23 protein-coding genes and 3 pseudogenes are annotated in these 21,911 nt (G+C 47.5%); 14 read left to right on the top strand and 12 right to left on the bottom strand.

Annotated features, from left to right (window positions below):
- Window positions 1-211: 211 nt before the first annotated feature.
- Both PXH59_RS19325 and PXH59_RS19320 read right to left on the bottom strand, forming a co-directional pair.
- Complete coding sequence (locus PXH59_RS19325; RefSeq protein ID WP_285809786.1) at window positions 212-448, bottom strand: TIGR03758 family integrating conjugative element protein; 237 nt, start codon at window positions 446-448, stop codon at window positions 212-214.
- Window positions 445-774 carry an integrative conjugative element protein, RAQPRD family gene (locus PXH59_RS19320; protein WP_285809785.1) on the bottom strand — a complete coding sequence of 110 codons (330 nt, stop codon included), beginning with the start codon at window positions 772-774 and terminating at the stop codon, window positions 445-447. The genes PXH59_RS19325 and PXH59_RS19320 overlap by 4 nt, the downstream gene beginning before the upstream one ends.
- A 155-nt stretch (window positions 775-929) precedes the next feature.
- Between PXH59_RS19320 and PXH59_RS19315 the strand changes: the two genes are divergently transcribed.
- Window positions 930-1,636, top strand: a protein-coding gene (locus PXH59_RS19315) for an IS1 family transposase (RefSeq protein ID WP_285808308.1) whose coding sequence is annotated in 2 segments (ribosomal slippage) — window positions 930-1,179 and window positions 1,179-1,636 — 708 coding nt in all. Because the reading frame shifts where the segments join, the coding sequence is not laid out codon by codon here.
- A gap of 87 nt (window positions 1,637-1,723) precedes the next feature.
- Complete coding sequence (locus PXH59_RS19310) at window positions 1,724-2,428, top strand: DUF5710 domain-containing protein (protein ID WP_285809783.1); 705 nt, start codon at window positions 1,724-1,726, stop codon at window positions 2,426-2,428.
- Between the two features lie 139 nt (window positions 2,429-2,567).
- Here PXH59_RS19310 and PXH59_RS19305 read toward each other — a convergent pair whose 3' ends face one another.
- From PXH59_RS19305 to PXH59_RS20145, 4 genes and pseudogenes are all read right to left on the bottom strand, one after another.
- Window positions 2,568-3,812, bottom strand: a complete 1,245-nt coding sequence (locus PXH59_RS19305) for a type II restriction endonuclease (RefSeq protein ID WP_047771930.1) — start codon at window positions 3,810-3,812, stop codon at window positions 2,568-2,570.
- On the bottom strand, window positions 3,805-4,278 hold the full coding sequence (locus PXH59_RS19300) for a very short patch repair endonuclease (RefSeq protein WP_047771929.1): 474 nt from the start codon (window positions 4,276-4,278) through the stop codon (window positions 3,805-3,807). Before PXH59_RS19300 ends, PXH59_RS19305 begins: the two co-directional genes overlap by 8 nt.
- Before the next feature lie 9 nt (window positions 4,279-4,287).
- Window positions 4,288-5,718, bottom strand: a complete 1,431-nt coding sequence (locus PXH59_RS19295; protein ID WP_047771927.1) for a DNA cytosine methyltransferase — start codon at window positions 5,716-5,718, stop codon at window positions 4,288-4,290.
- Between the two features lie 189 nt (window positions 5,719-5,907).
- Window positions 5,908-6,000: pseudogene (locus PXH59_RS20145) on the bottom strand (TIGR03747 family integrating conjugative element membrane protein); the annotation flags it as partial.
- Between the two features lie 55 nt (window positions 6,001-6,055).
- On the opposite strand from PXH59_RS20145, the gene PXH59_RS19290 reads away from it, so the two are divergent.
- From PXH59_RS19290 to PXH59_RS19265, 6 genes and pseudogenes are all read left to right on the top strand, one after another.
- Window positions 6,056-6,379 (top strand): IS630 transposase-related protein, encoded by a 324-nt coding sequence (locus PXH59_RS19290; RefSeq protein ID WP_285808283.1) that lies wholly within the window; start codon window positions 6,056-6,058, stop codon window positions 6,377-6,379.
- Window positions 6,348-6,896 (top strand): IS630 family transposase, encoded by a 549-nt coding sequence (locus PXH59_RS19285; protein WP_285811610.1) that lies wholly within the window; start codon window positions 6,348-6,350, stop codon window positions 6,894-6,896. Before PXH59_RS19290 ends, PXH59_RS19285 begins: the two co-directional genes overlap by 32 nt.
- A 9-nt stretch (window positions 6,897-6,905) precedes the next feature.
- A pseudogene (locus PXH59_RS19280) lies at window positions 6,906-7,166 on the top strand (TIGR03745 family integrating conjugative element membrane protein); the annotation flags it as partial.
- 9 nt (window positions 7,167-7,175) lie between these two features.
- Window positions 7,176-7,532 (top strand): TIGR03750 family conjugal transfer protein, encoded by a 357-nt coding sequence (locus PXH59_RS19275; RefSeq protein WP_285809780.1) that lies wholly within the window; start codon window positions 7,176-7,178, stop codon window positions 7,530-7,532.
- Complete coding sequence (locus tag PXH59_RS19270) at window positions 7,529-8,185, top strand: PFL_4703 family integrating conjugative element protein (RefSeq protein ID WP_285809779.1); 657 nt, start codon at window positions 7,529-7,531, stop codon at window positions 8,183-8,185. Before PXH59_RS19275 ends, PXH59_RS19270 begins: the two co-directional genes overlap by 4 nt.
- A gap of 77 nt (window positions 8,186-8,262) precedes the next feature.
- Window positions 8,263-8,472 (top strand): annotated as a pseudogene (locus tag PXH59_RS19265) (DUF3438 family protein); the annotation flags it as partial.
- Window positions 8,473-8,724: 252 nt separating this feature from the next.
- Here the strand turns inward: PXH59_RS19265 and PXH59_RS19260 are convergent.
- Both PXH59_RS19260 and PXH59_RS19255 read right to left on the bottom strand, forming a co-directional pair.
- On the bottom strand, window positions 8,725-8,997 hold the full coding sequence (locus PXH59_RS19260; RefSeq protein ID WP_047770835.1) for a helix-turn-helix domain-containing protein: 273 nt from the start codon (window positions 8,995-8,997) through the stop codon (window positions 8,725-8,727).
- A gap of 261 nt (window positions 8,998-9,258) precedes the next feature.
- A complete protein-coding gene (locus PXH59_RS19255; RefSeq protein ID WP_285809778.1) occupies window positions 9,259-10,128 on the bottom strand; it encodes an integrase domain-containing protein in 870 nt (289 codons plus the stop codon).
- A 239-nt stretch (window positions 10,129-10,367) separates the two neighbouring features.
- On the opposite strand from PXH59_RS19255, the gene PXH59_RS19250 reads away from it, so the two are divergent.
- The 6 genes from PXH59_RS19250 to PXH59_RS19225 all read left to right on the top strand — a co-directional run bounded on the left by PXH59_RS19250 (window position 10,368) and on the right by PXH59_RS19225 (window position 18,018).
- Window positions 10,368-10,574 (top strand): hypothetical protein, encoded by a 207-nt coding sequence (locus PXH59_RS19250; protein ID WP_285809777.1) that lies wholly within the window; start codon window positions 10,368-10,370, stop codon window positions 10,572-10,574.
- Between the two features lie 600 nt (window positions 10,575-11,174).
- Entirely contained in the window at window positions 11,175-12,962 is a 1,788-nt protein-coding gene (locus PXH59_RS19245) for a type VI secretion system baseplate subunit TssF (RefSeq protein WP_285809775.1), read from the top strand.
- A 32-nt stretch (window positions 12,963-12,994) separates the two neighbouring features.
- On the top strand, window positions 12,995-15,004 hold the full coding sequence (locus tag PXH59_RS19240; RefSeq protein ID WP_285809774.1) for a type VI secretion system Vgr family protein: 2,010 nt from the start codon (window positions 12,995-12,997) through the stop codon (window positions 15,002-15,004).
- A complete protein-coding gene (locus PXH59_RS19235; protein ID WP_285809772.1) occupies window positions 15,001-15,771 on the top strand; it encodes a DUF4123 domain-containing protein in 771 nt (256 codons plus the stop codon). The genes PXH59_RS19240 and PXH59_RS19235 overlap by 4 nt, the downstream gene beginning before the upstream one ends.
- A gap of 20 nt (window positions 15,772-15,791) precedes the next feature.
- Window positions 15,792-17,615: an S-type pyocin domain-containing protein gene (locus tag PXH59_RS19230; RefSeq protein WP_285809769.1), complete on the top strand. Its 1,824-nt coding sequence runs from the start codon at window positions 15,792-15,794 to the stop codon at window positions 17,613-17,615.
- Between the two features lie 16 nt (window positions 17,616-17,631).
- A complete protein-coding gene (locus PXH59_RS19225; RefSeq protein WP_285809768.1) occupies window positions 17,632-18,018 on the top strand; it encodes a hypothetical protein in 387 nt (128 codons plus the stop codon).
- Window positions 18,019-18,561: 543 nt separating this feature from the next.
- On the opposite strand, the gene PXH59_RS19220 is transcribed toward PXH59_RS19225, so the two are convergent.
- From PXH59_RS19220 to PXH59_RS19205, 4 genes are read right to left on the bottom strand one after another with little or no spacing between them, the layout of a single operon-like run.
- Window positions 18,562-19,395 carry a hypothetical protein gene (locus PXH59_RS19220; protein WP_285809766.1) on the bottom strand — a complete coding sequence of 278 codons (834 nt, stop codon included), beginning with the start codon at window positions 19,393-19,395 and terminating at the stop codon, window positions 18,562-18,564.
- On the bottom strand, window positions 19,286-21,301 hold the full coding sequence (locus tag PXH59_RS19215; protein ID WP_285809765.1) for a DUF927 domain-containing protein: 2,016 nt from the start codon (window positions 21,299-21,301) through the stop codon (window positions 19,286-19,288). Before PXH59_RS19215 ends, PXH59_RS19220 begins: the two co-directional genes overlap by 110 nt.
- A gap of 2 nt (window positions 21,302-21,303) precedes the next feature.
- On the bottom strand, window positions 21,304-21,714 hold the full coding sequence (locus PXH59_RS19210; protein ID WP_083446759.1) for a hypothetical protein: 411 nt from the start codon (window positions 21,712-21,714) through the stop codon (window positions 21,304-21,306).
- The gene (locus PXH59_RS19205; RefSeq protein ID WP_047770843.1) at window positions 21,707-21,892 is read right to left on the bottom strand and encodes a hypothetical protein; all 186 of its coding nucleotides are present in this window, start codon (window positions 21,890-21,892) and stop codon (window positions 21,707-21,709) included. Before PXH59_RS19205 ends, PXH59_RS19210 begins: the two co-directional genes overlap by 8 nt.
- Between the last annotated feature and the right edge of the window lie 19 nt (window positions 21,893-21,911).

Here is a 21,911-nt window from a genome sequence, read left to right as displayed (position 1 = left end):
CACTTTATGCCTTGTCATTTTGGATTTGGATATTATGACATATTAGTATGATTTTGCTATAGCGGGCAAATCCGCCCAGGCGGATCGACAGGAAAAGCAGCACAATAAAAGAAAGGCGTTTATTCTGGTCATCAGGCTCGTGCTGATACGCCGGCAGACGGTAAAAATGGGCTTCATATTGACTCTGTTCCTTTTCATTATGCTCGCTGTATTAACTGGCAAACATCCAGACAGCCACGACCAGCAATACCGCAGTTCGAAGGGCAAACTGGCTGAGGGTCTCATTACGCACTTTTTCATTCGCCCAGCCTTGCCAGACATCCATCGCCGCCCAGGCCGCCCAGAAAAACAAGGTGGCCAGGAAAAACCCGACGCACACCAGATACAGAAAAGTGATATCAAAATGGCCGGAGGCCACTTCAAAGGCATTACGTTGTGCCGGGGTCATTGCGAATTTTCCTGACGGTAATGGCCGGATAATGTGCCGGATCCCTGGGGCTGGTCGCGGGAAGGCATGAGGTAGTGATCAATGCCCGCTTTGAGGGTGTTGAGGTCGGTTTTGATACGCTGATAGTCAAAGTCATAACGCGGGTATTTTGCTGTATCAGACTGATTTTCTGCGATGCTGGCGCGTTCCAGTGCTATCTGCACCTGCTCAATCAGACGTTTTGCATTCGCCAGTTCGTCTTTTTCGGCCGCTTGCGCCAGCGGCAGACACAACACAGCCAGCCCCAGCAGGCAGGCAGAACAGGATATCGAAAAGCCACCGCGCATAAACACTCACCTTATGATGGGTTCCAAAATGCCAAGGATGCGGCGTTTTTTAGCGGCGGTCAGCAATAAACTCTTTATGCTTTGGTGAAAATTGGTCATGCTCCCAATCATTAGATTGTTGTAGTAAACTCCCCACTTTTTATTACTGGTGAGATATGGCTAAAGTTGATGTGGTTTGTCGTTACTGTCACAAAGCGGAAGAGGTCAAAGGGCATGGAAAAGGAAGCAGCGGACATCAGCGTTATCACTGTTATGCCTGCCGTAAAACCTTTCAACTGAATTACACCTACCAAGCCTGCAAACCCGGAATGAAAGATCAGATTGTGGATATGGCTGCGAATAATGGCGGTATCAGAGACACCGCTCGTGTCCTGAAGGTGGGTATCAACACCGTTCTTCGTACCCTAAAAAACTCGAACCCAGACAGGTAACTACACTGCCGCTGGCCGCAAATAATATTCATATTATCTGCGAAATTGATGAACAATGGTCTTTTGTCGGTAACAAGAAGAATCAGCGCTGGCTTTGGTATGCCTGGGAACCGGAGCAAAAGCAAATAATCGCGCACGTATTGGGGGATCGCAGCAGGAAAACACTGAGCAAATTGCTGGCACTTCTGGCTCCTTTCGAAATTCAATTTTTCTGTACCGATAATTATGCCGTTTACGATTGCCTTTCTGAGGAAAAACACTTTAGAGGGAAGAAATTTACTCAACGTATCGAAAGAACCAATCTGACCTTACGTACTCGCATCAAGAGACTGAATCGGAAAACGATCTGTTATTCCAAATCCGAAGAAATGCATGACAAAGTGATAGGCACTTTCATTGAGCGTGAATACTATCTTCCAAAGGTTATCTAACTATTGGGTGCATGACCTGAAAATTAGCTAAATAGTCTGACTAACGTATTCAGCCAAACCTTAACCATGAAGAATAAAGGAAGTAATATGCTGCGGATTGATTTAAATGTCCCCGATGAAGAACACGAGAAGGCCCGCAAACTGGGTGCACACTGGGATGCAGCCGCTCAAATCTGGTATATCGACGATAGTTTTGACCCGACTCCATTTATGAACTGGTTGCCGTTCTACAATGTGCATGCGGCTTTCTGGTATCTCGCCCAGACCCGGACACCGTGCCCACACTGCCAGGAACACACCACCGTCACCGCGTTTATGTTGCCTGCCGGGCATAACATGCTGGAAGCGGATGATGACGATGACGATGACGACGAAACCCACACTGAAGTTGACTACTCAGAGCAGGACAGCCCGGCGTTTCTGTTTTATGTCGCCGACATTCCCACTATGGTGCGTAGCGTGCTGCCCGGTTTTCATCACACGCTGCGCAAAGCGGTCAGCCAACGGCTGCGCAGGCAACACTGGATAAACCATTGCGAACACTGTGACGCACAGCAGGATGATACCGACATGTTTGCGGAAATCGGTGGGGCATTTTTTCCTGATTCGAAAGAGCAAGCGGCGGCTATTCAGCTTCACCGTATTGATCAGCCTTTTGTGGGATATTGTGAAGATATCTCGCATCATCACTATCATTTCGATCCGAAGCTGGATACCCAAGCCTGTAAAGCCTGTGACTGGTTTGAATGGATGACACAGGTGGTGAATGTGCCGTCAAAGTATCTTCAATAGGCTGCAGAATGAGTGACAAAAGAAAATATGACATATAGCACCTTGTGGAATGACAGGTGCGGAGCATGGTGACCACCTGAATGGTCACCTCAGAGAAAAGGTACTTACATAAATGCAGTACAGTGTTCTGTTTGCAAAGTCATTGAGTTAATCTTTGGATTTCCTTGATCTCAGTAATGAACTCCATAATATTCTGTAAATCATTGGCACAGGATGTTGGATAGAATGACTTAACAGATTCAGGCACCACTAACTGTAGCGATTTACTCTTCATTTCTGTCAGCTGTTGTTCACTTATCCCTGGCTGCATCGTTATCAGATGCTTACGTGCCACTCGGTCTCCTTCAGCCAATACTTGTCTCCAGCGATCTTTACATGTCGTTTTTGCGCCAAGCAATCGCAACTTTTCCTGAGGAAAAAATTTATCATGATAAGCAGAAAAACATGGAAAAAGAAAATCGGGTTTAGACTTATTCTCTGTTATATTTTTGGCAGAACCCTGTTGAAATTGCAGATTATGCAATGAGAAAAGATGATCCAGGTGATTTTCAAAGGCAAAACCAGCACGGGATTTTCGCCTGTTCTGAACACTCAATGAGAAATGAATAAATTCATCAACATCATTCCCATTCTCTCCAAATCCCTGCGATAATTTTTTCGCTACCTGATAACGTTCATATGTTTTAAATAATTTTTCTTCCTGTTCCATCCATAGCATCAGTGTATTATCGGGTTCATTTATTGGTTCACCTGAGGCCATTTCCCTTGCCAGTAAAGAAAATTCTTTTGACTTAGGAAAACCAGCCGGAAAATGCCTTAATAATGTTTCCAGTAAATTTTCATTTTTACATTCAGGTTCTTCAAGTTCTATTCCCAGGTCTTCAAATAACATCCTGACCGGAAGGATAAGTGATTTTTCCTCAATCGAAGATCGGGAAAAATGATGACCAATATTACCCAACCCAAATAAAGTATTCAGCTGCAATTCAACTGAAGATCCCGGGGGAGTTATAATAAGCAGCAAATCGCCATTATTACGTTTGATAATTAGAAAAAAATCACCTTCATTCATCAAAGATGAAACAGGATTCGTTTTATAATACATACGATATTCAGCTGATCTGTTTGGCTGGTTATAACGAGTATCGTACCACGTTAATTGATCTTCACAGATGACCGGCTCGCTATCTTCTCCGGCAATATAAGTCAGCGTTGCCTTAAAAAATATTTTTTCCCCTCGTTCGGGAACGGGAAGATATCTTGAAAATCCTGCTTTGACCAATCCACCAATTTCATGTTGATTTGATTTTTTAGGATCAACATCAACAGCCGAAAGATATTTTGCAACTGCGACTTCGAAATGATCAGATAACTGCTCAAACATTTTTATTATGTATCCCTTTAGTATCAATTTCTACAGAATCACTGCCTGCACAAATCCACTCTTCTATTCTTTCAGATAATTCCTGAACGGGTAATCTGAATCTGCCTTTTATAGCACATTCCCAGATAACCATAACGTGCCAGCCATCACTCCTGAGCTTCTCATTAATAGCTTTATCCCGTAATACATTCTTCTCAAATTTGTTCATCCAAAATTCGGTTCTGGTCATCGGGACTTTAAACAGATAGCACTCATGGTGATGCCAGAAACACCCATGAGTGAAAATAATTTTTCGGTATTCATCGATTACAAAATCAGGTTTTCCCGGTAATTCTTTTACCTGTGTCCGAAACTGAAAGCCAGCATCTTCAAGGATCGCTGCCAGCTTTATTTCAATGGCTGTGTCACAATTTCGTATTGCTTTCATATTCTTGCTACGAATTGCAGAAGGGTGAACATCAGCCATAATCAGACCTTATGCCACTTTTTTGCTGTTTTTTAGCGCAATTGCTTTGGCAATATAAGGTGCCAGTAACTGAGCTACAGCAGCAAAAGCAGGAACAATCACAGAGTTGCCAAATTGCCGATAGGCCTGAGTATCCGATACGGGAATGCGAAAAGTTGTGCCACCGGGTGATTCAAATCCCATCAAACGTGCACACTCGCGAGGTGTCAGCCTTCTTGGTCTGTTTTTCTGGTTTTCTTCATTGTCAAAATCCCTCTCTCCAAGCTCCCTGTTCCAACCCCGGTCGATAAGTATTTCAGAGCCATCTTTATGGTAACGGGCGGATAAGGTGCGGGCAACACTATTCGGGTTATCAGGGAAAACCAGACCAAAACCAAAACCATTTCCTTTTGCCTGATGTTTTTTCGCGTAGTTGTATAAATATTTCCATAACGCAGGAGTAAGGATATATTTTTTATCAACATTACTGTCCAGTAATTCTTTAAGAGTCGGTCTTTGTGCAGGAAAAAGTTGATTCATGTTTCTGAGGGTAAATCCCTGGTGAATATTCAGGTCACGCCTGAATCCAACCAGAACAATACGTTCACGATGTTGTGGCAGGAAATTTTGACCATCAATAATCTTTGGATCATCTTTCCCGTTATGTTCAACATCTGCAACTGAATATCCCAATTCATCCAATGCCTGCACAATAACCCGAAAAGTTTTCCCTTTATCATGGCTTTTCAGGTTTTTCACATTTTCCAGCAAGAAAATGGCCGGTTTTTTGGCAGCAATGATCCGGGCTACATCAAAAAACAATGTTCCCTGCGTTTCACATTCAAAACCATGAGCACGGCCTAATGAATTTTTCTTTGATACTCCTGCAAGAGAAAAAGGCTGACAAGGGAAACCTGCCAGTAATACATCATGATTGGGGATTTCACGATCTATATTTTGGTATGCTTCTTGATCACTGACAGAAATATCATGACTCAGAGTTATATCCCTGATATCAGAATTAAAGACATGCTCTTCAGGATCGCAATACCAGTTTGCTTTGTAAGTACGAACGGCATCCTTATTCCATTCGCTGGTGAATACACATTGCCCGCCAATGTCTTCAAATCCTTTTCTGATCCCACCAATGCCAGCAAACAGGTCAATAAAACGAAAAGTGTAATTTGGATGGTGTTCAGGCGGTGATGGCAACAAACTATTGAGCATCTGTACTTCCAGTTCAGTTAATTGCTTTTGCACCATCTTACCATTTAACCAGCGATTAAGTGTTTCACGAGTCCAGTCGCTATGACTAATAGCCCGAAGTGCCTCAGCAACATATTTTTGGTCATAGATTTCAACGAGTTTACTGATTAATACTTTGTCTTCTTCCTTTTTCCGGCATTGTTCTTCTTCGTTTTGTTCAATCAGTTTTTGTGCGATTAACTCTAACTCTTTCATATTAAAAACCATTTATTTAATGGGATATCTTAGTGTAATAATATCACCCAAATAACACAGTATAAAGTTAACCTGACAAAAAAAAGAAGTCTCAGATACGTATAACAATCACTGACGCGCCGCCGTGCGGCTTGTCTGCTGACGATGGAATACAAAACAAAAAACCGTTTTGCATTCCATCGTGCAGCGCTATATATACTTCTTAAACATCGAGGTGGTGATCACCACCGCTATACCCAGCACTATTGCCGCCGGCAACAATATCACCGTCGGATATAGCAAAATCATACTAATATGTCATAATATCCAAATCCAAAATGACAAGGCATAAAGTGAAATGGGTTACAGTCTAGATTTTCGAAAAAGAGTACTGGCATACAAAGATAAGCATTCGTTGACTTTCGAACAAACGAGTGCCCATTTTGAGATTTCTATTCGTACCCTGTTCCGGTGGAGTCATAAAATAGAACCTTGCATGACGCGTGATAAGCCTCCCATGAAAATTCCTGATGAGGTGCTCATCGCGGATGTCCAAAATTTTCCTGATGACTATCAATGGGAAAGAGCAAAGCGCTTAGGGGTCTCACAATCGGCGATTCATTACGCGTTGAAACGGCTTCGCCTCACTCATAAAAAAAACCTTAAAACATCCTCGCGCTGATCCTCAGCTTCGTCAGGCGTTTGTCGAGCGCATCAGCGGCTATAAACAGGAAGGCAAACCGATTGTGTATTTGGATGAAAGTGGTTTCGCGCAGTCAATGCCACGGATATACGGGTATTCAGAGAAAGGGCAGCGTTGTTTTGGTACACAGGATTGGCACGCGAAAGGCCGTATTAACGTGATTGGAGCCATTCTCGAAAATACGTTCATCACCTTAAGCTTATTTACTGGCAACATTAACGCCGATGTCTTTCATGCGTGGGTGACGCAGGATTTATTGCCCAAACTCCCACACGGTGCCGTGATAGTCATGGATAATGCGCGTTTTCATAAACGACTTGATACGATACAAGCGATAGCAGAGAGTCAATATCAATTAGAGTGGCTGCCCGCTTATAGTCCGGACTTGAATCCCATAGAACACAAATGGGGTGGGGCAAAAGCGATAAGAAGACAAAAAAGATGTTCAGTTGATGAGGTGTTCACCGAGCACATCGAGTGTGTCAGGTTATGTTGATTCTGCTATATCGAACCGCCGAAAAGTGGCGGCGGAGGCGGATTGCTGGGACAGGCGAAAGGGTACGCGCAGGATGGCATTGTGATTGGCGGGTTGATCCTCTCGGCAGTCGCGTTTTTTAAAGTGGCCTCAGCTGCTGTCGAAACCTTTTCCGAAGTGCGGGATGGCAAATCAACCTGGACCCAGTTTGGCGCCATCGTCGTGGTCGGCGTGGTGTTGTTGGTGGCCGTGATTTGGCTGCTGTCGAAGTCGGCCAGCATTATCTTTTAGGTGGTCACCATGCAGACGATCGCTTTCTTACCTGACCGTTTAAACGCCGAACCGGTGGTGTTTCGCGGGTTTACCACGCCGGAGATGGGACTGACCGCCCTGGCCGGGATCGTGCTCGGACTGGCCGTCAGTCTTCTCCTGCTTCCCTTAGCCGGTTGGGTCATGATCCCGACCGGCATGTTGGTGATGCCCCTGTTACTGGTGAGCTTTGGCGGGCGCTGGCTTGCGCATGTTAAACGTGGCAAGCCGGAAAATTATCTCTGGCTGAAACTGGAAGAGAAAAAACGCCGGCAGGGTCTCGGTGATCCGGCCTTGATTATGGCTGCCCGGGGCTGGTCGTTGCGCCGAAGCAGGAGAGCGCGATGAGCCGGTTTCGTCATGCGGTGAAAAACCGGGATCAGCATATTCTGACCCTGCGAGTGGCGTGCGGCATTTTAGTGTTGGTCTTGCTGTTGAGCCTGACGGGCTGGATGGCGTCACCACGCAATCTCACCATCCATAACCCGCCGGACTTACGCACCGGCAGCACCCGTCCGTGGTGGGAAATCCCCGCCCCCAGTGTCTACAGCTTTGCCTTTTATATTTTCCAGCAACTGAATGCCTGGCCGAAAAACGGGGCACAGGACTATCCGGCCAAAATTTATGCGCTTTCCCCTTATCTGACGCCGGCCTGTCAGGATTTTCTGCGTGAAGATGCCAGAACCCGGGCTGACAGCGGTGAGCTGCTCGACCGGGTGCGCGTGGTGTATGAAATTCCCGGTCGGGGCTTTGGGACGCGCAGTGTGACGGTGCGTGACCGGGATAACTGGGTAGTCCGGCTGGATTTGGTGGCCGATGAATATTATCACGCTGAACCGGTTAAACGGGCACGGGTGCGTTATCCGCTGAAAGTGGTGCGCTGGGAAGGGGATGCCGAGCGTAATCCCTTCGGACTGGCACTGGATTGTTACGACGGGATGCCCCAGCGGCTGGAAGCCATGCCGCAACCTTTGGCAGAGAAAAAGGGCGTATTTCAATGAGCAGAGTGTCATTTGGCCGCTGGCTGGGATGGGTCAGTTTGTTATTGTTCAGCGTCGGCACACAGGCTGATGAGCTGATGACATGGGAACGTATTCCATTATCGGTGGCGCTCAAGGTCGGTCAGGAACGCATTATTTTTGCTGACCGGAATGTCCGTATCGGTTTGCCGCTGTCACTCAGTGATACATTGCGGGTACAAAGTGCCGGCGGGGCGGTGTACCTGAAAGCCAACAGTACCTTCCCTCAGACCCGCCTGCAATTGCAGGAATCAGAAACAAGTATAATTAGTTGAATATAAAAGGTATATTATATTTATGTCCTTTTATGCCCCTTTTAATGCCCCAAGATTTTTTTGTTTATTTTTTTTTCATATATGGCTGATTTTTATTATTTATATCATTAATTGTGTGATTTTCAATCACTTTAAAACAAAAAAGCCTTGAGGGTTAAAAATGGTCAGATTTTGCTGCCATTTTACGCTCAGGGCTTGAAATAAAAAATATTCATTTTTACGACATTGATCACAAATTGAAGTGGATTATTCCTGTGGCTTAGAGCGGGCTTTCCTTTCTAATAATTCACCAGTATAAGAATCGAAATAACGACTCGGCCAGATCTCTGAGGGATGGATGCCAAGATAATCTGCAATGATCCATTCACCTTTCGGCCATGGTCTGCTGAATGCATTTGCCAGTGTCGATGAACTGAGTCCTGCCTCACGAGAAACCGCTGCTAAGGTTGTCCCGCGTTTGCGCAATGCGGCGATAATGTCGGCCTGATGCCAGTCATTTTGAATATTATTGTTATTCATTCCTGTTACCCCTTTCCATTCATTAATATTGATGGTGGTGATTCAAGGCAGGGTTCGCATTACCGGTAGCTACCCTCCGGCGAGGTCGAAACCTCCCCTACCTGAACCACCATTGAATGGGTGTAAACAGGCGCACTGGTAGAAAAATCCTACCAGTGGGTAGCTATTTCAGGGATGCGAAGCCCCGACCATTAGATTTGGCTAATGGCGGGGACACTTTAACTGATTGTTTTAGCTTACTCAATAACTGAACGGCTAAGTTTAACGGCTATAAACCCGTTCAACGTAACGCCCGCGACCATCACCATGCCCTAAATCCATTGATACCAATGCTCTTGCTTCCTGCCGACTAAAACCATTCTGTTGGTAAAAACTCAGGACATCCTGCGCCCACGCATAGCGCAGACTATGAGGCGAATGACAGCCGGTTAAACCAATCCTTGTGGTCTGTGTCCGCCAATAGTTCATGGCCTGCTTGAGATCTGGTCTGTCAATCAACCTGCCGCCACGTTGTTCTGCGATAGTCATTGCCTGCTCAACCGCTTCTTTCACCGCTACAATATCCAATACGCGGGTTTGTCTTGGTCGGCCACCTTTTGTACCAAAAACAACATGCAGTTTCGGCTCTGGTTGGTCTAACTGTTTTCGCCAGCTTTTCAGTGACGCACTGCATTGCACCGCTTCCTGAGAACGTAACCCCAGCAAACGAGCCAGTTTCAATGTGACAGCAAATCCGGCATCACGTACAAGCGCCTTCTGATAAACAACCTGAAACGTGGCATCAGGGATCGCCTGTTTTGTCCCAGAGCGGCTGGTGCCGCTTAATCCCAATGCCTGATTACTCAAGCGTGGCGAAGTTTCCAGTTTTTCCCGGCCTGCCATGCGGAAGATATTACGCAGCGCAGCCATTTCATTTTGCACTGTGCGCTTAGCAATCCCCTGAGATAAACGGGCATCAACGTAATGCTCTACATGTTTGGCTTTCAAATTCCTGAGGCTTTTGACCTGAATATTCAGGCTCAGTAACAACGCACCCAAACGCCCCGCAATCCGAATACGGTCATGACAGGTCTTATGACTGCCGCCCGCCTTCCGAGCAAAAAATTTTAATTCCTTAATCAATCGGCTCATTAGCTTCCCCTTGTTGATACCTGACAACCTACAATCTCTGGCGCGCGACCGTTCTGACAAAACAGAAAATGCCTGCTTTGCCCTTGATCGATATCTGTGCGCCAGAGTGAACGCAGGTTGAGGTATTGCGGGGTATCGGTTGAGTACGCGGTACTGCCGCCTGCGTGTGCAGGTCATCCCCACTGGCTAAATGCCAGCCTCGATATCGTCAAGTTCTCCTTTTTCAATCTAAAAATGCAGTGTCAGATTCACTGCGTGGTGAAGCAGGCGTGAGCCTGTCAGGGTTCGATTGTTCTTTGGCTGCGGCGTCACTTTCAGCGGTAAACCGGCAAAAAGTGACGCCTTTAAGTTCCGTAGACAGTCAGCAAAAGTTATGCAACGTTGAAATGCCATCAGGCACAGCAAAACGCCGCAAGGTTCAGTGTCAAACGGGAGCAATGAGTTAATCGTTTAGGTGCAGAAAATTTATCTGCTGAATAATTCAAGCAGAGATAGCGAGAAGTATGAATCGGATGCACGAGAGCCATCCTGTTATCCATTGAAGATAGAAGATAAAGGAAAATAGGCTTTATGTTGATATAAAAGATAAGTGCATGATCTAATGTTCACTACACTTGATTGGCAATATAAAAACACCTTTTGGGTGTATTTTTTAGTTTAAAAAACCTTCATCGCCAGACAAGGGTTTTATGTCTGACAATATCTGCTTCCAAAGGTGGGCAGATGTACCGCAATGTTTGCTCTCCCTTTCAGGCTACAGGAGTTTTATTTCGCCACCCGAAAGCGATCTTTGCAGGCGATGAGATCATTAAGGTACAGGAAAGATGCTAACGGCTGAGCCGGATAAGGTCAATGGGTTGCTGAGCCTATATTTTAAAATGTTGCTTAAACTCTGTATTTGAAACAAAAATCGAAATTTATTAATTAAATTAACGTATAATTTCGCGCGATAAGCAAAGAAACGAAATTTTCTTTATTATTCATAAAGATTTTCAATTAAATACCGATAAGTGAATAGTTTGAATGCCTCTGTATGGAAGAAAAACATGAAAAATCGGAAGGAATCGCTGTACCTACAAGAGCTGGCCTACCTGCGCGAAAAGATGAAGTTAGTCGCCGCCGAAAACCCGCATTTAGCCCCATTTCTGGATCATCCCAATGACCCGGATATCCAGCGTTTACTGGAAGGTACTGCTCTCCTGTCTTCAAATGTACGTAGCACCGTTGAAGACGACTTTCCGCAAGTTACCCATGAAATGTTGGATCGCATCTGGCCGCATGCCCTGCGTCCCGTCCCCCCGACCACGATCATTCAATTCAGCCCCCATAAGGGTATTCATCAGGGCGCGGTCAATATTCCACAGGGCACACCAATAACCGCGGTACAAGAGGAACAGAATTTACCGTTTCACACCTGCCGCCCTTTGCATATCGAGCCGTTTGTGGTGCGGGATAAACAGATCCAAAAGACACGGGAATACAGTGATATTGTGCTGACGCTGCACCGGACAGGAAATACCTCGGCAGCCTGGTCAGGTGGAAAGCTGTATTTCTTTCTGGGCACCGATCCACACCGGGCGGCACAACTAAGTTTGTGGCTGGATGCGCACATTGATGAGGTCTACCTACGCACGACAGAGGATGAAAAAAGACTCCGAAACAGTCAGTTTCTGGGCTGGGCTGAGAATTTACGGCAGCCCCTGTTGCCCACGGAAAACCTGCTGTTCGCTCGTCTGCAACAGATGACTGAGTTTTATTGCCTGCCTCATGTGTTTAACTTTATGACGTTAGCTATCAATGAGCAACGCGATTTGGCATTAAACCCAGATGGTTCTTGTGAGCTGGTTATCCGCCTGCAAGGCGAGCTGCCAATCGATGAGCTGGGTGATGCCTTTCAGTTGGGTTGTGTCCCGGCGGTGCATCTGGTGTCGATGGTCAGCCCGCCTATTTCACTCACGCCCGATAACCCGTGTTATCCGTTGCCGCTGGCCGAAACGGAGCGGCTTTTTCGTGTTAAAAACATCCAAACCGCGAAACAACCGGGTGAGAAAAATGCTCAGGGAAACGCTCCGCGTGGCAAGCCCTGTCATTTTCTGCCCATTAGCCAGTTTCACGTCAAAAACGACTGGCTGCTGGATGCCAGTGAACCCGATAACGTCTATTTTCAGTCGCTGATAACCGACGATTTACTGGGGCGCCTTTACAACCAGATACACTTTTTCGGGATAGATGGGAAAGCGGCGAATAACCTGTCACCCCAGTCCGTATGTGCCCACTTCATCGGCTACCATGTGCAGGCCATGAAGCTGGGTATCGGTGACATTACGCTGACACAAGAATCGGTGCCTGCGCATTTATACGCGAGCAATATCACGCCGGTTTCCCCCGATTTTCCGCCGATGGTGATGGGAAAATCAGACTGGTCATTGATCAACCTCTTAAACTGCCCGCCATTTTTGCTTTTCCATGCCGAATCACTGAAAGATTTTCTCCGTTTATATGATTGTTATGCCAGTCATGATCGCGCCCTCAGCCGCCGGATGCAGCAGCACATTAACGGCATTGTCCATATTGACGCCCAGCCGGGCAGCCGTCTTGACAACACCAAATCAGGTCAGGGGCGCGTGATTAATGGCAACACCTTGCATATTTACCTTGATCCGGCGTGTTATGAAAATGACGGCATCATGTATCAGTTCTGCCGGATGGTTGACCAGCTGCTGACGTGTTTCGTCGTGCGGAATAATTTCACCCTGTTAGAAATTTATCGGCAGGGTGAGCAGACGGTGTTATGGGGATTCAAACAGCAGCTCGGCCTGCGCAGTGAAATGTAATGCGGTAAGAACAGAAAAATAAGGAGATAACCATGCCAAAAAGTGGATTACGTTTTGTTTGCCGGATAGGGAATTTACCCGAAAATACCTTTGCCGTGGCGGATTTTGCCTTGCAGGAAGGACTTTCTGACCTTTTTACCCTGAACCTGACACTGGTTCAGACTCTACCAGCCAATCCCTTTAAGCCGAAACCAGAAATCGATTTAACGGCACTTTTGATGCAGCAAGCGGTATTGCAGGTGTTTCACGATGAAACAGAGCAACGCAAAATCACCGGCATCATCGCCCAGGCAGATTGGGCAGGCACCGATGGTAACAAAACGCTGTACACCTTCACTGTGCGCCCCTCCCTTTGGCGGCTGACACTCAATCAGGACAGCCATATTTACCACCACCAGAGTGTACCGGATATCATGAGTTTGTTGCTGAAAAAGCACCATGTCCGGGCAGATTCGCAACTGGAAGATGCGCACCAGAGCAGGGAGTACACCACTCAGAAACGGGAATCCGATTATGCGTTTTTCTGCCGGCTGGCCGCGGAAGAAGGCATCAGTTTCTGGTTTGAGGATGAAAAGTTATTTTTCAGTGACAGCCATCTGGGGATGACGGCCAACCTGCCTTTGCAATACAACCCGCAGCCGGAGACGGCCCACGGTATCGACACCCTTTATCAGGTGCGGCTGGGGGTCGGCATGGCACCGCTGCGCAGTATCCACAAAGATTACACCCCGGCCCACCCGTTTTACGCCCTCTCCCATATGGAAAGCAGCCCGGCGTTGCGGGAATTTGGTGCAACCAGCCCGTATACCATCTATGAAAGCTATGGCCGTTTTCAACGCGATGCGGCAGCAATCCCGTTTGTTAAATATCGCCATGAAGCGTTTGATACTCAGCGTCAAAACGGCAGCGGCGGCAGCAACTGCATCAAACTGATGCCAGGCAAAATCTTCGAAATCGACAATCACCCGCACGCGCCATTGAATGCGCGCTGGCAGATTATCACCATCCACCACCACGGACGCTGCCCGCAGGCGCTGGGAGACAACAGCGGCGGAGGCACCACGCTGAGCAACCAATTCGGCTTTATGGATGGCCTGGCGGATTGGCGCCCGCCTTTCCACTACAAACCGCTGGCTGACGGTGATGAAAGCGCAACGGTGGTGGGGCCGGAAGAGGAAGAAATTTTCGTCAATAAAGACGGCGCGATAAAAGTCCATTTTCACTGGAACCGCTATGATGAGCCGGGGGATGGCTCCTCTTGTTGGGTGCGGGTCGCCCAGGGCTGGAACGGCAGTGGCTTTGGCTTTATGGCGATCCCGCGCATCGGGCAGGAGGTGATTGTCTCTTACCTCAATGGCGATATTGACCGGCCCATTGTCACGGGATGCGTCTACAATGCCGTCAACCGACCACCATTGGATTTACCTGCTGCCAAGACCCGTACCACGTTTAAGACCCAGACCCATAAAGGGGAAGGTTTTAACGAACTGCGCTTTGAAGACGCCAAAGGCAGTGAAGAGGTTTATATCCACGCCCAGAAAGACTTCACCGGCCATATTGAAAATGACGTCCTTTGGCATATTAAGCATGACCAGAAACTGCGCATTGACAATAACCATTACAGCGATATTCAGGTCGATGAACATTCGCAGGTGAAGGGAGGACGCAAATACACCACCGAAGGGGATGTTTCCCACCGTATCGCCGGCTCACAGCATATTCAGGCCGGTGATGCACTGGTCACCGAAAGCGGGCAGGAAACCCATCATAAAAGTCACGGCAAAATCATACTGGAAGCGGTAACCGAAATTACCTTAAAGGTGGGCGGTAGCTTTGTCAAAGTGACACCAGCGGGGATCCAGTCCTCTGCGATTAACGTCGGACAAGGCTCCGGCGGCAGCGGGCGGGGCATCACGCTGCAACTCCCGGAAGGCGTGCCTGCGTTGCCGGCGGTGAAGTTTCCGGTCAAAAAATATTGCGCATTGCAGGCACAGGAAAATGCTGCCTGGGTCATTAAAGCGCCGCAGGGAGGCCAATCATGAAAACAAGCTGGACAACCTGGCTTGGCGAACCCGATAAATCGCCGGTTTACCTTATCGTCAACCCGCTTGCTGCCCCCGGCCCTGTCAACACCTTGTATGCGAATGATTGGGTCGGACAGGCGTTTCCCCTCTATAACGGCACGCCGCTCGCCCACCTGATGGAGCAGGGACCGTGGCTTATCCAGCCGAAAGCGGAATGCCTGCCCACCCTTGCTCGTCTGCTTGACCGCCGCGCATTCAGCGACGGCAGTTGGGGCTGGGCATACCGTAGCGACGCGGGCTGGCAGACACAACTGGACCACTGGCAACGTCACCAGCTCGTGACCCTGCGGGGTGAACAGGTCGTCTTCCGGCTGATGGATACGCGCATCCTGCGGGTACTGATGCCTGCCATGCAACCGACGGACTGGACATCCCTGCTCAATCCGGTCACTGAACTGATGGCAGATATGCCAACGCCGACGGTTTTCCTTCGTCCGGCAGAATGCCCGTTCAGCCAGACTGAACGCCCCTTTGTGCTGGAGCCGCACCTGATAGCCGCGTGGGAACAGTCCGATTTTGCGCTGGAAGGGCTCGCAAAAACGCTGATGTATGAACTGTGGGAAGCGCAGGGCGAACAGGCACTGAAACTGGATACCCCCGAAGGGGCCCTGCTCCGCCGCCTTGAAAAATGGCTGCACCAGCACCGCCAACAGGGTGCACGTTTACAGGCACTGACCCTCAATGACTTTCTGGCAGACAGCGGTATGGGTGCGCCACGGACTTAATCAATAAAGGATTTAATCGAATGAGTGACACAGGAAGATTGGATTGTGTTCCCTGCAATAAATTCAGGCACTGGCTGGAATTTCAGTTACTGGACAATCAGGGCAAACCATTAGCCGGCATTCCCTATCACCTGAAAAGCCGGGATGGTGTTATCAATGCCCGTGGCGTGACGGATGGTCAGGGAATTCTGCGGGAAGAAAACTTATCATCGCTGCCCATGACATTGCGTGTGGAGACGCAGAAACTGGCAGACCAATTGATTGAACAATCTGCTGCTGAAGCGGTGAAAACCACAAAAACGCTGGGTTCTTCACCCGCGATTATGCCGGGCGAACTCAGTGATGGCTTACCGACGATCGAAGGCTGGACAGCCGCCGCCCTGCAAACAAGATATTACGCAGACCCCGAATATTCGGGCATAACAGTCATGCCTGAACATAACTGTCGGCATGTGATTGCAGTCGAACGTATTGCCAAACCGGTGTTTGCCAAATCCTGCCTGCAACCTTTGGGTTGCACCGATGCAGGTACAGAAACCGAGCCCGCCGCCAATTTTGGTCAATTGCAGGTTTACCTGCCCGCATCAGCATCGCAGGCTTCGGCGGCGCAGAATAAAAACACGCCGCCGTGGTATATGGTGCCGATAGGGTGGCTGCTTGATCAGGTGGTGCCACCGGCACAAGCCAATCCGCTGGTGTATCAGGCAATGGAGACGCAGATGGCATTGAGCACTGCTGCGGGTGCGGCGGGTACGGTCAGTGATAACGAGGGATCATGGGAAACCCAAAGCGCGCCGCCACGGCTTTCTGAGAAAGAGAAACTGTTCATGGCCGCCATTTCTTCCACACCGGCTGATCGGGCACAAGCTGCTTGGGGGGCCATGAAACGGGTATTGGGTGCTGACAGTGACACGGCTCAACACCAGCTCGAAAGACTGAAACAACTGGCGGATCAAAAAGGCCGTGCAGAAACCCGTGTTCGCTATCGTTTTGTGGAGGATGAGAAGACCGGAGACGTGAAGGTGGTTGGCTACCATACCCGCGAAGGAAGTGGTATGGATACGGTTAAAGTGCGTCATGTGAAGCAAACTGCCCCGGGAACCTATGAATTTCGGGAGGATGGCGCGGATTCACCTATACTGGTCTGGTACACGACAGCGTCATCAATGTATCAGGCATTATCACCGCAGGACTTGCCTCAATATTTTAACCAGCGTGGCACGCCAATCAATGTCAACACCGTGCCGCTGGATGATCCGAGCCTGACCGGTCAAACACCCGGTCTGGAAATCCCGGAACAGCCAACGTGGCGGGACGGGATTATGGTTAACCCGCAACAAGATCCGAATGAAATGGCGGGGAACAAGACGGAAACGCCGATATCGGATGGAACAGACCGCGGACCAACGAAGACGACCACACCAGTACAGGAAAGTGATTTCCGGGATTATATTCTGGTCTTCCCGATTGAAGGCGTGCCGGCGGTTTATGTTTATTTGAGTGCTTCACTTAAATGGGGAAATCCGAAAAGTAAGCCCACATATGGCCACACCTTTTCTGAACATGGGCAAAAGCTAAAACCAAATCAACTAGCTGACCGTGCTAGGGCAAAAGGTCATCAAGTGGGTCAATATCTTGATGATCAAGCTGCTGCCGATTTTATTGCAGAAACAACTCAACAAAAAGGGGCGGGGGTTCACGACGTCCCACTACCAACAACTGTAAAAGGTAGAGGCTATTTACCTGATGGAACAGAAATTACACCAGATATGGCACGAATAATTGTAAAATCAGATGGTTCTGTCAGAACATCATTTCCATATAGCTCTTCACATTCGAATTAGATTAAAAGGACGATAAATGAACACAACAGAACGTATATGCAACGATTTAGGGTTACCCAAAGGGGATAGCTTTACCCAGGATTGGGCACTTGAATTGCCAGAAAAGTATCGAACTACAGAATGGTTGAATAAATATATTATTGCTTATTCAAACAATAAATATTCTGAGCCGGAAAAAAGTACCTTAATGGAACTGATGTTAGATATTGCAAATGACTTTTTAACTCAAAACGCAAATTGCAATGATGAGTCAATTACTAATGTGCTTAATTTACTTTTAAATAATCATCAATATCATCTGAAACTTATTGATTATTGGTCGTTAGATGAAGAACCATTGGAAGATTGTTTTGCATTGACTCCGAAGGTAAGAGAAATAAAAAATAAACTTGGACTCGAATGATAAGTTCAACTTCCGAAAAAAGGCGGTCAGTTGCTATAGAGTCGATATATTTTTCGTTTAATCGGACAACAATATCATTTTGAATCTGTTTCGAGTGATACTGACGCGCTGCGCTTGTCTTCTCCGTATTACCGGGTTAATACATTAACCCGGTAATACGGAGAGCCGAAAAACATAACCACTACAATTGGTTATCTCTATATAACTACACTGATTTTCACGGGATAACGGGATAAATGACATATTTATTATATATTTCATATGGTTGAACTATCCCAGGTTATCCCAGCTTATCCCGTGACAGGACGTTATCACTTTTAATTTATTTAAATTCAATTAATTACAACCCGCCAGAGAAGAATATTCTTCGGGATAACCTCTACTGTCACAATATGACTTTATTTGTAATCACGCTATGTTACGGGATAGAGCGGGATAACACGGGATAACTTAAATACAGATAACTAACTGATATTTATTAAAATAAACCTCTATTATCCCGATATCCCGTTATCCCAACGTTTTTTTAACCTTACGTGAACGCTAATCTTCATCCTTGAAAACCAGTACGACAAACCGCCCTTGAGTGCCATTTACTGAAATGGTTTTACTGATAAAGCGGTCTTTTTCAGCTTTAACCAACATTCCGGCCTCTTCTAAGGCTTCAAAACCCGATTTCTTCTGCAATCCCTGCAATATCTCTGTTTCAAATACACTGGGGATAATATGATATTCCGCCTGTCCATCATCACGGCGGTTGTTCACCAGATACCCGGCAAGATCATTAATTCTCATGGCGTGTGATGTATCAATATCACCATTTGGCCTGCCGTAAGTATAAGGCTGAAAGCGTGACAGCCCGTATTTCTGGATAAAGTCACGAGTTCGCGTGATAACCTGATACTTTTCCCGGTTTCCGATACCAAAATCCGCTAACCAGTCATCGAAACTTTGCTTTATCGCAGCATGGCACGCGTCTTTACTCCAGCCAGTGATATGGGTTGCCAGCTTTCCGGTGGCATCCAGTAACGCGAAACGCACGGCCACACGCTTGACTTGGGCTGAGGCTTCTTCTGGCAGGCCATCAAGCCATTCTTTCTCTTTAAGGGTAATAAGTTCAATGGCCTGCTCCTGATGTTCAGACAACCATAAAATCCATTCACGACCGGCTGCACCGCAATAGCGTTTAGATTCTCGCTTGATTGCCCTTGCATGGGAATCACCGTCTTCATAGCCATTGAAAAACTCAGTATCAATAAAGGGCATACTAAGCAGCCTGACGAGCTGTCCGGCCTTTGGCGTGATCCCGCCTTTGATCAGGAATGTTTCTAAATCTTCCTCGCCCGTTGAAAGGGCGGCAATTTTCCAGCGGATCACGGCACGGTTCCCCCCCTTCCCGTTTTCCCTGAATTTTGCCGACACCGTTAAACAGGCTGTAAGCGCTGTTAGCAACCTCTTTCGGGTTGGAGCTTTGGCCGATTTCGTCAATGGGCATGAAACCATCATTACGGGCGGCGGCTTCGTTGTTTAAACCGTGATTAGTGCCGTGCCACGATAATTTCAGTTCTTCGGGATCGCCGTATAAACTGCTGGCAGCCTCAACACTAGTGGTTTTGCCTGCTGAGGATTGAGCGAATAAATGCACACCAAAGCAACTACCGCCTGTCAGTGAGTTAAGCGGTGCAGCCAGCCCTACCAGTACGCCCAGCATCATTGAGCGGTTGCCTTGCAGCAATGAGGCAACGTGTGTTTTCCATTCTTCGGTGCTTCCCCTGACCACATAACCGGCAATTGCTGATGTGCCACCGCTGAACGCGACAGGCATATAAGGCTGACCGATGATTTCACCGTCCGGCATCACATAGGCTCCGCAATGCCAGCCAGCCTTTTGTGTCACAACCCATTCACGGCGATCACCGCTGCGTTGTAAATGTTCAGCCAATACAGGCAGCAGGCTGTTTTTTACGGTAATGTTCATGCCCCGTGAACGTAATCTTGCCCAGCCAATAGGCATCCCGATTTCACGGCGTGGCAGAGCTTCAACGATACATTTCCCTGTCCCTTCCTGACGCAGCTTAATGATGAGATAACCTTCGCTACCATCATTACCAATGCCAACAACCTCCATGTAATCACTGAGCCATTTTTCAATCTCGACGATTTCGCCGCCTTGCTCTTTAGGCTCAACCCAGTAAATGCCGTTCTTGCGAATATCAATATGAGGCTTTAACGGATCGTATTCTTTCTCCCGGCATTCATCTGAATGAATGACCGCTGGTTTTGCCACTGACGCTTTCTCTTCTACCTGATACAACCCGTTACTGAATGCCTGATGCGCAGCCTCAATACCATATCGCTGACGGTAATCATCCCAATCAGCTTTGTGCTCTGTAGGTGGCAATGTCACCCAGCCATTCACCGCAAGAGCGGCTTTCTCTGCCGAAACCTTGCCGATATTTGTTTTTGGTTTACCGCTCTTATCCAGTTCATCGGGGTGATGCCAGTCGTTATCTGCGGCAATAATGATGTTCGTATCAGGCCAGCATTCCCGGACGGCTTTGGCAACAGAAAGCAAATTACCTGCATCCAGTGCGGCCAGAACAGCACCATAATAGAACTGATAAACGGTAAGTGCTGTAGCATAGCCCTCGGTAATAACCAGCGTGTCAGGATTCTCGTTCAATGCTGACAACGCAACAAATGCACCTTTCTTTTGACTGCCGGACAGTAATTTTTTCTTGCCATTGGGCTTAATGATCTGCGCACCGGTTACTTTTTTATCCAGCGTTATCAATGGGATTAATAATGAACCGTCTTCCAACAAACGCTGATTAGGATATTGCAGCCCTTTTGTCGTCAGATAGGGCGATTGCCCGGTAACAGTTTGCGCCATCAACGCGGCGACTATTTCGGCAATCGGCTGTGTTGGATAAGTGATTTCTTTGGCGGGCTTGAGTTTCGTGAAAGGTAGCGCCAGAGCATCCGCAACCACTTTTGCGGCTTCAAAAATTGTGATCCCTTTGGTTCTCGCCACCAAATCCAGCCCATCACCGTGATTCGGTTCATCACACTGGCGACAATGCCAGTCGCCATGATGGTGATCATCGATAAAATGAAAGCGGTCAGTGCCACCGCATATCGGGCAAGCGCCATTCTTACCCTTTACCGGAACATCAACGCCACAAGCGGGTAACAGGTTTTGCCAATGATTGACGGCGGATTGCTTCACCGCTCGGATGACATCAATCGGGCTGCTTTTCTGATTAGTATTTCCCTGACTCATGTTCACTCGTCCTCACCATTAACTGCCGCATAAAGCGAATAGTAGACTTCCTGATTGATATCACAGGCCAGCGACAGCAAATCACGTAACTCTTCCGAACAGTGTTGGTTGGCCTGTTCAAGCACGGTTTCATATAAAGACATGCACAAACCAGCCCGAAACGATGCCTGATCCAATGAATCGGATTTTCTGTGAACAAGGCCATTTAATAATTTATTCATCGGCGGCTGCGGTGCATGTTTCAATAAGGCGCGGTGAACCTCATGATGAATGCTGTGCACCAGCGCAATCAGGTTATTTAGGTTGATTTCGCAGCGCTCATCTTTGGCTTTTTTGCTAATGAACAAGAAGAGTGAAACGCCCAAACTCGCACGATGTAGTGCCTGTTTTAGTGAGATCGGTTTCTTACTCATGGCTCACCTCCTGAAAAGAAACAGCTATCAGGGAAGAACAGCCAGCTAGCAAAGACGTTGCATGTTCACTATTCGCCAACATAGTGAGAGCAGGGGAGATATCAGACAATTTTTGATTGCCTGATGCTTTTTGGTGTGTAAATTTAGGACGAGTTTGGTTAGACTGTGTATCAGCCATCATTTTTACCTTTCTTAAT

It is taken from the genome of Xenorhabdus bakwenae (genome assembly GCF_030272115.1).
Classification (GTDB): domain Bacteria; phylum Pseudomonadota; class Gammaproteobacteria; order Enterobacterales; family Enterobacteriaceae; genus Xenorhabdus; species Xenorhabdus bakwenae.
The sequence above is the reverse complement of the archived record's forward strand: the minus strand, read 5'-3'. Positions and strand labels throughout refer to the sequence as shown.

What these genes read in the sequence shown, in the direction of transcription:
- PXH59_RS19300 (WP_047771929.1), bottom strand. Translation starts at nt 4,278, where the DNA reads ATGGCTGATGTTCACCCTTCTGCAATTCGTAGCAAGAATATGAAAGCA.
- PXH59_RS19320 (WP_285809785.1), bottom strand. Translation starts at nt 774, where the DNA reads ATGCGCGGTGGCTTTTCGATATCCTGTTCTGCCTGCCTGCTGGGGCTG.
- PXH59_RS19230 (WP_285809769.1), top strand. Translation starts at nt 15,792, where the DNA reads ATGAGTGACACAGGAAGATTGGATTGTGTTCCCTGCAATAAATTCAGG.
- PXH59_RS19310 (WP_285809783.1), top strand. Translation starts at nt 1,724, where the DNA reads ATGCTGCGGATTGATTTAAATGTCCCCGATGAAGAACACGAGAAGGCC.
- PXH59_RS19205 (WP_047770843.1), bottom strand. Translation starts at nt 21,892, where the DNA reads ATGGCTGATACACAGTCTAACCAAACTCGTCCTAAATTTACACACCAA.
- PXH59_RS19270 (WP_285809779.1), top strand. Translation starts at nt 7,529, where the DNA reads ATGAGCCGGTTTCGTCATGCGGTGAAAAACCGGGATCAGCATATTCTG.
- PXH59_RS19215 (WP_285809765.1), bottom strand. Translation starts at nt 21,301, where the DNA reads ATGAGTCAGGGAAATACTAATCAGAAAAGCAGCCCGATTGATGTCATC.
- PXH59_RS19325 (WP_285809786.1), bottom strand. Translation starts at nt 448, where the DNA reads ATGACCCCGGCACAACGTAATGCCTTTGAAGTGGCCTCCGGCCATTTT.
- PXH59_RS19305 (WP_047771930.1), bottom strand. Translation starts at nt 3,812, where the DNA reads ATGTTTGAGCAGTTATCTGATCATTTCGAAGTCGCAGTTGCAAAATAT.
- PXH59_RS19260 (WP_047770835.1), bottom strand. Translation starts at nt 8,997, where the DNA reads ATGAATAACAATAATATTCAAAATGACTGGCATCAGGCCGACATTATC.
- PXH59_RS19235 (WP_285809772.1), top strand. Translation starts at nt 15,001, where the DNA reads ATGAAAACAAGCTGGACAACCTGGCTTGGCGAACCCGATAAATCGCCG.
- PXH59_RS19295 (WP_047771927.1), bottom strand. Translation starts at nt 5,718, where the DNA reads ATGAAAGAGTTAGAGTTAATCGCACAAAAACTGATTGAACAAAACGAA.
- PXH59_RS19275 (WP_285809780.1), top strand. Translation starts at nt 7,176, where the DNA reads ATGCAGACGATCGCTTTCTTACCTGACCGTTTAAACGCCGAACCGGTG.
- PXH59_RS19240 (WP_285809774.1), top strand. Translation starts at nt 12,995, where the DNA reads ATGCCAAAAAGTGGATTACGTTTTGTTTGCCGGATAGGGAATTTACCC.
- PXH59_RS19290 (WP_285808283.1), top strand. Translation starts at nt 6,056, where the DNA reads ATGGGTTACAGTCTAGATTTTCGAAAAAGAGTACTGGCATACAAAGAT.
- PXH59_RS19245 (WP_285809775.1), top strand. Translation starts at nt 11,175, where the DNA reads ATGAAAAATCGGAAGGAATCGCTGTACCTACAAGAGCTGGCCTACCTG.
- PXH59_RS19225 (WP_285809768.1), top strand. Translation starts at nt 17,632, where the DNA reads ATGAACACAACAGAACGTATATGCAACGATTTAGGGTTACCCAAAGGG.
- PXH59_RS19210 (WP_083446759.1), bottom strand. Translation starts at nt 21,714, where the DNA reads ATGAGTAAGAAACCGATCTCACTAAAACAGGCACTACATCGTGCGAGT.
- PXH59_RS19255 (WP_285809778.1), bottom strand. Translation starts at nt 10,128, where the DNA reads ATGAGCCGATTGATTAAGGAATTAAAATTTTTTGCTCGGAAGGCGGGC.